This window comes from Marinoscillum furvescens DSM 4134 (assembly GCF_003386095.1).
GTDB classification, from domain to species: domain Bacteria; phylum Bacteroidota; class Bacteroidia; order Cytophagales; family Cyclobacteriaceae; genus Marinoscillum; species Marinoscillum furvescens.
The window spans coordinates 130232-141360 of the sequence record NZ_QREG01000018.1; the positions used below are offsets into that span (position 1 = coordinate 130232).

Sequence of the window (11129 nt, forward strand, 5' to 3'; positions counted from 1 at the left end):
TCACCTGGTTTTGACAGAAAAGTGCACTTCATCGCGATTCCCCTCTGTATCCGTTACCGAAAGAATATGCGAGCCTTTGGTGAGTTGTAAAGGTAATGTTGGAGATCTTTCTGTTTTACCTATTAGTTCGTTATCCATGTACCAGTACAATTTTTTAGATACATGTTGATGAGCGACCCTGCCAATGACAGCTTGCTTGGTTCCGTCAAAATCCTGTGGTACGAAGATGTTGCTGTTTTGGCTTGGATATAGGATTTTCAACAGGCTTCCTGCCTGACGCGTTGGGCATTTTGGGTTATGTGGTGGTGTGTATGAGGCCAATCCGCCATTTTTACGTAGGTAGTAATTGACGTCTGGTGGGTAATTGAGCATCTCTTTAGCTACCCGATCATGGCTCCAGCAATGTGAACACACCTGATATCGCTCATCATCAGTTACCCATATCTTCTCATGGAAACTACAGACAGACATAGGTTTCATGTGTTTTGGAGCTATGCTCAAAGTGTCTGGGCAGTTTGCGGTGGCATAAAATCCGCTGGTTTTGCAGGTTTTTACTAGTACGGACTCCTGCAATGGCACTTCAAACCACGGGTTTTTGTCTTCGGGGAGCAGTTGAAGCAGATTGAAGAGCAAAGGTCCGGCGCTTCGCATTCCAGATAGGTTTTTGTTGGAAGATCCATCGAAATTACCAACCCATACGACAATGGTCCAATCTGGAGTGCTGCCAATTGCCCAGGCGTCCTTGTGTCCATAACTGGTGCCTGTTTTCCAGGCTATTTTTCGTTGGTTTCCATACTTTTTCCAGTAAAATTCTAAGCCAGGCCGGATGAGTTCTTGTAGCTGATCCAGTATCAGGTAGCTAGCCGCGGTACTTAGTACCTTCGGTGCGCGGTTTTCCAAATCTGTTATGCTGTAATGGATATTAGGAAAGGTGCCACCTATGGCCATTCCCCGAAATAATCGCCCCATATCCCAGGGCGTGACCTCAGCACCACCAAGTATGATGGGCAGGCCGTACTCATCTGCGGGCCGAAACAGGCTTTGGACTCCCGCAAGTTTTAGATTGGTGTAGAATTTATGGAGTCCGACAGCATTTAGCAGCCGAACCGCGGGTATATTGAGCGAATGCACCAATGCAGTTGCAGCAGGCACTATACCGCTAAATCGTTCAGAAGCATTGTTTGGCGAAAAGCTCTGGAAGTAGGTTGGCAGATCGTGAATCAGGGTGTTGGGTAAAATGTGCCCTTCGTCAATGGCCATTGCATACAAAAATGGCTTTAGGATGGAGCCTGATGACCGTGATGCCAGGATACCATCTACCCGGCCACTTTTACTCAGGTCGTTAAAATCCTGGCTACCAACATAACTCCGTATTTCTCCAGTTTCATTATGAATTATCAATGCACAGGCGTTATCTATACCGCTCTCTTGTAGACGTGAGCTGTGCTGCTTAACAAAGAAATTAGCTTCGCGCTGTAGGTCAGCATCCAATGTAGTGCGAACGATTGGCAAGTGATTGTATTGATGGATATGCTCTGTGAGATGTGGAGCCGCTAAGGGAAAGGGGGTAACCTCCTCGGGTGCTGGTTCCAGAATGGAAAGCTCCATAGTCTCTTTTGAGATGGTTCCTTTTTCATAGAGCCTACTGAGAAGCTGATTGCGTTTGGCTAATAGTTTTTTTTGTGCCTGACCGGGGAAAATCATCCCCGGTGCATTGGGAAGGATAGCTAAAGTACTGGCCTCCGCCCACGATAGTTGGTGAGGTGGCTTATCAAAAAATCGGTAGCTGGCTGCTAAATAGCCTCGGACATTGCTACCAAAAGGAGCATGATTTAGGTACATGGCCAGAAGCTCGTCTTTAGAATAATAGATTTCCAGATGGAATGCGAGTAAAATTTCCTGGATTTTCTGAAAGATCGTTCTGGGCTTGTTTCGAATCATTCGGCCAAGCTGCATTGTCAGCGTGCTGCCTCCGCTGACGATTTTTCCATGTTTTGTATTTAGGTAGACAGCACGCAGCAGGGCTACAGGGTTTACACCCGGATGGCGGTAAAAGTGCTGATCTTCGTAGTTGAGCAATGCCGCCTCTAGCTTGACTGGTATCGTTTTTTGGAGGGTAGGTGGTAGGCACCATTGCTCATCACTATTGAGAAATACACGTAAAAAAGTGCTGTCACGAGCTAATATCACCTGACTGTAGTCAGGTGATATCTTCGGGTGAATGGGAAGTGCTACGTACAATAAGAGCGCCAGTGTGCACCCCAATAATGTATAAAGGACAAAACGCATTAAGGGTCAGTTTTTTCCACGCTTACGCTCATTCCTTTTTCTGTGGCCATGTAGTCCCGATCATACATCGCTTCGGCACGTGCTCCGGGCAGTTGGAAAGTACCGGTTGTTATGGCATTGATTTTCACAACAAAGTCAAGGTTTTGCTTTTCTAAATCAAAAAACCACATGATGCGGTCATCTCGAATGTCCAGATATTCCTCGTTATTCAGGTTCCATCTATTCATCCATTGAGGCCGCACTTCGTCATTGAGGTGGGTGTTTTCGATTTCCCACCCTGATGGGAGCTGCTGTACCAGAGCTACTTCTTCGATAACAGGTACTACGCTGATATTGCTTACAGTATACCGTCCGTAAAAGGTAGCTCCTTGTTTGACCTGTGATATGTCCAGATCATTTCCTTCCTCGTCATACCACTCTACATCTAGTTGGATGTTGCTATTTGATTCAGTGGATTGATCATATAGCGGTACACCATTTGCAGCGAGCGAGGCATATAACTGGGTAGCTGCCACATCTGTGCCTAAGGTTATGGAAAGCTCTTCACCATACCCTTCATTGATGTAAAGTTTATATTGGTCTACTGACTTGATGGTCTCTCGTTTACCATTAGGAAGCCCAACTGTACCTTCGATTATCAATTTTTGATCGGTAGATATTCCGGCAGCTTCAAAGTAGTGAGCTATTCCGAGGAGCATCTGACCGGTCGTTTGTGTAGAATACCAGCTGCGGGCTGAAAGCATCCTGGCTATTTGCTTGGCGAGAAGCTGAGCGTCATCCAGTCTGTTTAATGCTACTAGACATTGAAGAATTATACCCATGTCTCGTTTGCCTGAGCCATAAGTGTGTCCAAACTCCCGGTAGTCTTCTGTTTCCATTGTTATGTTGCTGGTAAGGTTCTCGATTTTATCTGATGCTCCTGCCAGGTGATATGCAGTGACCAACTGCCATTTCTGTACTGCCGATAGCTTTTCGTAACTGTTTTGACGTAGCAAGTTCATCTCACTTAGCGGTGCTTTTCCCGCGCTGGCCAGTACTAAACAGCGATTGACTCTGGTCATGAGGTATTTATCCTCTTTTGGTCCTCTTCGAGATTGGCGATCCAAATAGCGAAGGATACCATCGTACATATCATTGGGGACCACATATCCAGCTTTTCGAGCGGCTACCAGAAACTGCGCCGCGTAGTTGCTGCCCCAGTCGGAGGTATGGCGTGACCCTGGCCAATACGAAAATGATCCATTAGAAAGCTGAAAGGCTCTGAGGCGTGAGATCCCTGCGTCTATGTTCTTGTCAATTTCTTCCAATCTACTATCACCTTTAATGAATAGCCCCTTGAGTGCTAGCTGAGCATAAATACCCGAAGTGGTCTGTTCGATACATCCGTAGGGGTAGTTTATGAGGTAATCCAGGCGGTGCATAAAATCCATGTTAGGAAAAATCGCCAATTGAAGTCTGGCGTTGTTGGTGCCATCCAGGCCAACTCTAGGTATCTTAAAAGTGATCGTCTCGCCAGGCTTTATGGGTTTTTCTTCTTTAGTATAGACACGCGAAGCCCCTGGCGACACGGCAATATCCGCTTCGTAGTTACTCTTTGTTTTGTCTGAAGAGCCTACGATAGTGATTTTCGCCTGCCCTACAGCTTCTTTAACTTTAAGCTTGAAGCGTATGAGCTGATCTGATTCTTCTGTAAACGTAAGGTCGATGCGCTGCTGACCAATCACCTCAAGCGGACCTTCTGTTTTTACGGAAATGTTCACCTTTCCTAGTTCGGCTTTGGTGGCAAATACATTGACAGGCATCGCAAACTCATCACCAGGCTTGAGTGCTCGGGGTATGGTGGGCTGGAGAATCAAATCACTGCGGACAGGAACAGTTTTTTCTGCTGATCCATACTGATGGCCTTTTGCAGAGACTACCATCACGCGAACGGACCCCACGTAATTTGGCATCTTGAATTTCACGGTAGCTTTGCCTGATTCATCCGTAAGTAATGGGCCTTTAAACATACAAACCGGTTTGAATCGTTTTTTCTTTTTGAATGGATCTAATTGTGACTCTCTGTAGTCACCGTCACCACCGATGGAGAAGGTTTTGAAAACGTCCTCGGCATTGGCACCTATCACATGACCATAGAGGTCATAAGTTTCGATATCGAGCCGGATTTTCTTGAAAAACTCTTTCCATGGATTCGGAGTATCAAAATTGGTAAGGTCCAAAAGGCCCTCATCTACTATGGCTATGGTAAATTGTGTCTGTTTTCCACTGGTATTTGCAATGTTTACCTCAAAGTCTTGATCTGGCTCTAGCTCATCAGGCATTTCTATAGTCAAGTCCTGTTTTGAGTTCGGGTCAATCACGGTAAGAGGTAGGATGCCAAACATTCTGATTGGACGGTCATTGATGGTTTGCGAATGACTTTGCAGGGCAGTGATTGTCACATAGACATTTGGTGTCATGTCTGCTTTTATCGGGAGTTTGATGGTCATTTCTTCCTTATCCACCGGTTGTACCCACTTGTGAAAGAGTATTTGGTCACCTCGCTCTACGGTGATGAGGACATTTCCCTGACGAGGAGAGGGGAAGCTGATGATGGCTTGTTCCCCTACCTGATAGGTTTCTTTTTCGCTTCTCAATGCCAGCGTACCGGCATTTTCATCTCCGGTGGGGATACTTCCATATGGGTAGGCACTTTTGAAGACGCTGCTGGTGTGTCCTTTGAGCACAGACCCATCTTGAATTTCGATGAGGTATTTGCCCTTTTGGGTTGGCTGGAATGAAAGCGTTGCAAAGGGTTTTCCCGAAGTAATTGTACCTTCTTCTACCAGGTAGGAATGTTTATCACTTTTAAACCGCAGCTGAAAGTCCTGGTAATTGTCATACTGATACCACCAGTGACTGTCGTTTCTGTAAATTCGGTAGACGAGCTCTTTCCCCGCCACAGGCTCGCCGGTGTGATCTACCAGCACTACAGGGATTTCATGCGTGGTGTTCAGTTTGGTATACGAATAATTATCTTCGATCCCTACGTAGTGAGAAAATGGGTGCACATCCAGGTAGGCCCATGCATCGTTTGGACGTCCCTCATTTTCACTCACAGCAGCTGAAATTTTAGCCTTTAGCGGCGCTGGAGCATGGCTCAAATCTGGAATGTTCCAGGTGATTTGGGCTTTGCCGGCTTCATTGAGATTGCCAGCTTGAATTTTGCTGCTTATACCTTCGAAGTTCTTGTTCTGATCAAAAAAGGAATAGGTCTTAAACTTTGGAAAGGGTTTGCGCTGGTCAAACAACTCTACCTCTGTTTCATATTTCAATCCATCGGCAGTGGCCCCAAACAGATACCTGCTTTCTACCTCTACTTTTACTTGTTTGAGGTCAGGAAGTACGGTGCGTGTCTCTGGAGAAACTTTTACTTTTAGTTTGTTGGCTACTACTGTTTCTATTTTGATGGGATGGTAGAAGTACTCATTTCCCACTCGAATCCGGGCATTCCATGTTCCAGTGCCAGCATTCATGTCTGTGTAGAGTAAAAAGTTGTAAAAACTCTCGTGGGCTCCTTTTTGTGTTTTGGTAAGTACCGTGGTGCCTTCTGGATTCATAAAGTGCAGGTCCGCGGGGATGTCGCTGCCTCCTGAGGAATCCCGGTAGCGTACTATACAGGAAAGGTTAATGGTGTCGCCAGGTCGGTATACTCCACGCTCCGTGTAAGTGTAGGCGCGAGTTTTAAGGTCATAGGTGCTCAACCCTCCCACATCAAAACCGGATGTATTCCACTGCATTTCGTAGGGCTTGATGACACTGGTTTGGTCGCCTTTGGTGGCTTTTAGTAGCGTAAAGTAAGATTCTCCATTGATTACCGCATGACCATTGGAGTTGGTGGTAGCTCTAAAGTTTTCGTCATAGCGAGTCATGGTCAGTTTTACACCGGCCATCGGCTGTCCTGTGATTAGATCTGTGGTGAATACGTGGTAGGTGTCTCTTCCAACCCGCTTGGCCATCAACCCTATGTCGGATATTGTTAATGGTTTGAATATATGTCCTGATTGCTGTATATACTGCAATTCATTCCCAGGGATCTTCACCAAAGCATCGTCAGGGTTGAAGTTGATTCTGATCAGGTAAAACCCATTTTTGTATTTATCGAGCACATGGTCTAGTGAAAGGTTGTGCAGTAGCCATTGGTTTTTCTCTTCGCCGATTTCAAGTGTTTGATTGTATATAATAGCCCCAACGGATGATAAATAAGTGTTTCTAAACTCGTCTGAGCGATTTTTGCCAGATTTTAGCGTTTCTCTGCCAAAGAAGTCATCGATATTTCGGTTAAAGATGCGTTTGATCTCTACATGTACTTTACGCACGTTGGCAGTCATAAACTGGAGGTTTTTGCCATTAGAGGTAGGCATGTACATGCCCTTACTACCAAACTGGACCTGAGGCAAAATGTCGGAGAACTTCACTTCCTGAGTAAATTTTTCTTTTAATGAGGTACCCCACTTACTCTTAATGCCTTGTTGTACGGTAATTTCATAGCTAGTGCCAAATCGGAAGTCCCCCGTAAGAATGATGTGTTTTCCCTGTTTTTGATGTGAAAAAGCTATGTCTGGAGTGACCTGAATGAATCCATCAATTGATTGCTTAGGGTCTAGCTGGTCGGATAAACGCAGGAGGATTTTAGGGGTGCGGTCACTTTCATCCTTCACCACTTCTTGTACTTTGAGTTGATTGAGCGGTACTACATCTACAGTCTTTATCAACGATTCGCTTAGATTAAGTTTGCTTCTGGAAATTTCAAATGTGAGCTTTTGGGTGGTAGTGCCACGTGTGATGATGGAGCTGCTAAAGCTCAGGCTTGTACTGCTTTCCTGATTCCAGCTAAGCGTGTGATTGGTGAGGCTGGCAGCATTTTGCACATCTTCCAGTTTTACCGGCTGGGTAAAAGTTAGCTTCCCTGATAATACGAGCTTATTGGGATGGGTAGGGCTGGCTACCTCTAGTTCTGTATTAAAGGAGCCAATTTCATTTCCGTGTACATAGAATTTCAATGCAATCTCTTTTACGGGTAGCTCCGGATCGATGGATTCAAGAGACAGTTTACCTGAGTAATTGGTACGTGGGGTAAGGGGTGATTCAGGTGTTAGTCTGAGTTTGGTAGCGGATATCCATTTGGTTTCACCGGGGATTTTAGGTGAAAATGTAAACGGATTGTCTATGGGCTGGTTGATCAGGTCCTCTGGGACCATTGCCTCGTTAAATACGACCTCTATACTTTGGTAAGGTGAGATAGTACCTGCAGTCACTTCTGAGATGATCTCAGCTATTTCTTTACTGTATTTGATCTCAGTGGTATCTGGTTGTTCTTGTTTTGGACCTGAGCAGGCTCCCAAAAAAATGAGCACTAAGAGTAGGGAGTGGGGGATTCGGTTAGGCATTGGACGGAAATTTTAAACTTTTGTAGTATGTGTGATTATTTGGCGGTTAAGCTACTGAAAAATCACGAGTCAAGGCCAGTAAGAAAGTGGTGGAGTTAGGTCGAATCAAGATTTTATAGAAAAGACCAGGGGATAGTCTAAACTGACCTCATATCTATAGGAAAAAGTTCATTCACGCTAAGTGCTCGAGATATTGGTTAAGAGAAAACTCTTTGCTTTGAGTTCAAAACACTTTTAGGATAAAATTGATCTGAGTTCAGATCAATTATGGTTGTTTTGTGATTTGAGTTCAGATCAATTTGTGTGATTTGCCAAATCATAGCATCCGCAGATTTTCCTGCTAGTCGTAATGATACCTACAGGCTATTATGATGATTTCGTTTTTTGATACCTGATAAACCAAACGATGTTCACGATCTATCCTTCTCGACCAAAAGCCTGCAAGAAACCCAACAAGCACAAGCCTCTGCTTGTGCTTATAAAACTTGGTGTATACCAGCAAAGAAATGCAGCATGCCCACGGATTCGCATGTATGCCCCACACAAAAAGCAGAAGGGTTTCCTCGTGTTCAATGAGCGGCTATTTTAGAGTTGAATGACTTTCTGGAGCAAAAATTATCTTATAGCAATGACCAGCCCTGTGGAGGCCGAAATAGTGGATGGCACAGCCTGCTAATAGTTCGGTAAGGAATTATGCCAATGCGAAAGGATTAATCAATGTTGAATTTTTGGATTGAAGGGGGCACGCGTTGCAAACGCGCGCCAGCTGGTACCTTGTCACACTTGTGTGATTGTTCTATGCTATTGCCTTCAAATTACCTCTGCTCAATTCGGAGAGTGCAAGCCCATTTTGTTGCCTTCAGAGTCAAGAAACAGGGCGAAAAACCCACTTTCGTCGGCATGAGGTGTCTTCGGGACAATGATTTTTCCTCCATTCTCCTCGACTTTATCAAGAATGGCCTGAAGGTCATCGCCACCATTAAGATAAATGGTCACTCCTTTGGCAGACGGTTCATATCCCTCACCTTTCATGATGACTGCCGTCACCATTTGGTCTTCATAAGGGAATAGCCCCATTTCCATTCCTGGGAAACTCATTTTTTCAATGCTGATACTTAGAATTTCTTCATAGAACGAGACAGCCCTTGAGAGGTCTGTGGCGGGGATTTCAAAAATGGAAATATAACTTTTCATGTCGTTTTGGTTTTTGGTAGATTCTTCTGCTTGAGCAAATGCGCTTTGCGGATAGCAGCTGGATATGCCTATGGCCAGTGCTATCGCTGCTTTTAGTGTCCAGTTTTTCATTGGTTCGTAGATGATGTAGTGCATAGTTAGGTCAGTTTGATCAGGAGAAATTGTAAAATTGCGACACCTTAGTCTTTGGAGTAAATCAGTGACGAAAGCATCATTTGATCGTCGCTGAGGTAGTTTTTGGGATTGATGCCTGTAAACGCTTTGAAATCCTTGATAAAATGGGCCTGGTCGTAATACTCATTTTCATAAGCCACCTGGGTGAGGGTTTCTTCCGGGTTGTCGAGCATCATCTTTAGGGCCGCTTGCAAGCGGATGATCTTGCCCAGCTGCTTTGGGCTAATGCCTACTTGTTTGGAAAATTTTCTTTCGAGGTTGCGTCTTTTGGACGGGTCGTCTGTCAGTATGGAGTCTATGGAGGCGCTGCCTTTGGACTGAGCGAGGGCATCAATAGTGGATTTCACGATGTTTTCAACAGTTGATTGGTCCGTGAGCTGTTGGAGCAGGAAGCTTTCCACCGCTTCGATCCTGGATGAGGTAGCCGTAGCATTGATTATTTTCTGCTCCAATTCCCTGGTAGCACGTTCCCCAAATAGCTCGGTAAGCGGCGTTTCTTTGTCGGCCAGCTCAGCAATTGGTCTATTGATGATATTGGCAAACCCAAAGGGGTAGAACCTCACCGCAAAGGTGTTGACATAGCCAGTGGGCTGCACGTAGTAGGGCTTTGTGATTTGCCCGAAGACCATGGTTCTTGGCTGAATGATGAACTCATTTTCGTCGGTAAACCTCCTTACATCATCTCCGAGTATGAAGCACATCTCAATGCAGCCATCAGGAATCACTCGCTGTTTCGGGGCTTCCAGGTCGCCAGGCACCTCCAGTGTCCAATGGCATTTGACGATGGCAGCTAAGTTGGGGTGGGGGTGGTAAGTTTCATAGTTCATGAGCGGTGCCTTTGGTGGAGTGGCGCCTGATCGGCGCACGGTGGCACTAAAGTAGCGAAATCTGGCTGTACATGGAGAGTTTGGAGTGCTGCTGTAGGTTCTCAGTAGTGCGAGGTAGGATCTGGGAGGAAAGCTTGTATGCTTTGGGGAGAGGGGATGCGTTTTGAGGCTGTAGGGCTGCCAGACTGGTTTGGGTAGACTGCCTTGCGGATGCAATACCTTTACTTCATTTCAGGATTTACCGAACCAGAGGTTGGAAACCTCCATAAACCATTCTCTCGGCATCAAAAATCATTCGGTTTTGGGTCGTCAGTGGGGAAACTAAATCAGCCATTCTTGAGTCTTCCGGCACTTGCTTGTTAGCCTTGTCTCGGATTTCTTTGGAAGGGAATTTCACCCACCCAAAAACGATTACTTCATCTTCTTTCACATCCACGAGTTCTATGAAAGAACGTGTGCCTTCTAACTTCAAATCTTCGCCGACAAACTCCATGTATTCAGTGGCTCCATATTCTTTCCAAATTTCCGCTACTTTTTCCGCTACGCTTTTGTAAACATGTAGGTGAATGCGTGGAACAGGGAGTACAAATCCATCTATGTAATATTCCATAATACTTATTGTTAGCTGTTGGGCATAGCCCTACTTTAACACGTCTCTGGAGGCTGCAAGATGTAAAATAGTGCTTTCTAATGGTCAATACAATAGATAAGTCACATCGGTAGTGTGGGCTTGGGCGAAACGAATGGCAGTAGCGAACGCTGCGAAGCTAAAAATATCGCTACCGCTCTGGCGTTCCCGGTAGCGCGCGTTTGCAACGCGTGCAGTATGCAACCCAACAAGCACAAGCCTCCGCTTGTGCTTATAAAACATGGTGTATACCGGCAAAGAAATGCAGCATGCCCTCGGATTCGCATGTATGCCCCACACAAAAAGCAGAAGGGTTCCCTTGTGTTCAATGAGCGGCTATTTTAGATTCGAATGACTTTCTGGAGCAAAAATTATCTTATTTCAATGACCAGCCGCGTGGAGGCCGAAATAGTGGATGGCACAGCCTGCTAATAGTTCGGCAAGGAATAATGCCAATGTGAAAGGATTAATCAATGTTGAATTTTTGGATTGATGGATTTGCTACAAAAAAGTGGACAATTAGTTAAGCGCACTCTGAATATTTAGTTTCCCCGAACTGTTCAGGGGTTTTATAGCCTAGATAGGCGT

General features: G+C 45.3%; 5 protein-coding genes and 1 pseudogene. All 6 read right to left on the minus strand.

Features of this window, described 5'->3' with window-relative positions:
- The 6 genes and pseudogenes from pbpC to C7460_RS17325 all read right to left on the minus strand — a co-directional run bounded on the left by pbpC (nt 1) and on the right by C7460_RS17325 (nt 10523).
- A complete protein-coding gene (gene pbpC / locus C7460_RS17300) occupies nt 1-2289 on the minus strand; it encodes a penicillin-binding protein 1C (RefSeq protein WP_115869386.1) in 2289 nt (762 codons plus the stop codon).
- Nucleotides 2289-7718: an alpha-2-macroglobulin family protein gene (locus C7460_RS17305; RefSeq protein WP_115869387.1), complete on the minus strand. Its 5430-nt coding sequence runs from the start codon at nt 7716-7718 to the stop codon at nt 2289-2291. The genes pbpC and C7460_RS17305 overlap by 1 nt, the downstream gene beginning before the upstream one ends.
- Before the next feature lie 340 nt (nt 7719-8058).
- A pseudogene (locus C7460_RS24320) lies at nt 8059-8163 on the minus strand (Txe/YoeB family addiction module toxin); the annotation flags it as partial.
- 380 nt (nt 8164-8543) lie between these two features.
- Nucleotides 8544-9047, minus strand: a complete 504-nt coding sequence (locus C7460_RS17315) for a VOC family protein (RefSeq protein WP_245986431.1) — start codon at nt 9045-9047, stop codon at nt 8544-8546.
- A gap of 44 nt (nt 9048-9091) precedes the next feature.
- Nucleotides 9092-9913, minus strand: a complete 822-nt coding sequence (locus C7460_RS17320) for an AraC family transcriptional regulator (RefSeq protein ID WP_115869400.1) — start codon at nt 9911-9913, stop codon at nt 9092-9094.
- Nucleotides 9914-10151: 238 nt separating this feature from the next.
- The gene (locus tag C7460_RS17325) at nt 10152-10523 is read right to left on the minus strand and encodes a DUF1428 domain-containing protein (RefSeq protein ID WP_115869389.1); all 372 of its coding nucleotides are present in this window, start codon (nt 10521-10523) and stop codon (nt 10152-10154) included.
- Between the last annotated feature and the right edge of the window lie 606 nt (nt 10524-11129).

Excerpts from the sequence above, each read along its gene's own strand:
- pbpC (WP_115869386.1), bottom strand. The coding sequence starts at position 2,289 with ATGCGTTTTGTCCTTTATACATTATTGGGGTGCACACTGGCGCTCTTA.
- C7460_RS17305 (WP_115869387.1), bottom strand. The coding sequence starts at position 7,718 with ATGCCTAACCGAATCCCCCACTCCCTACTCTTAGTGCTCATTTTTTTG.
- C7460_RS17315 (WP_245986431.1), bottom strand. The coding sequence starts at position 9,047 with ATGCACTACATCATCTACGAACCAATGAAAAACTGGACACTAAAAGCA.
- C7460_RS17320 (WP_115869400.1), bottom strand. The coding sequence starts at position 9,913 with ATGAACTATGAAACTTACCACCCCCACCCCAACTTAGCTGCCATCGTC.
- C7460_RS17325 (WP_115869389.1), bottom strand. The coding sequence starts at position 10,523 with ATGGAATATTACATAGATGGATTTGTACTCCCTGTTCCACGCATTCAC.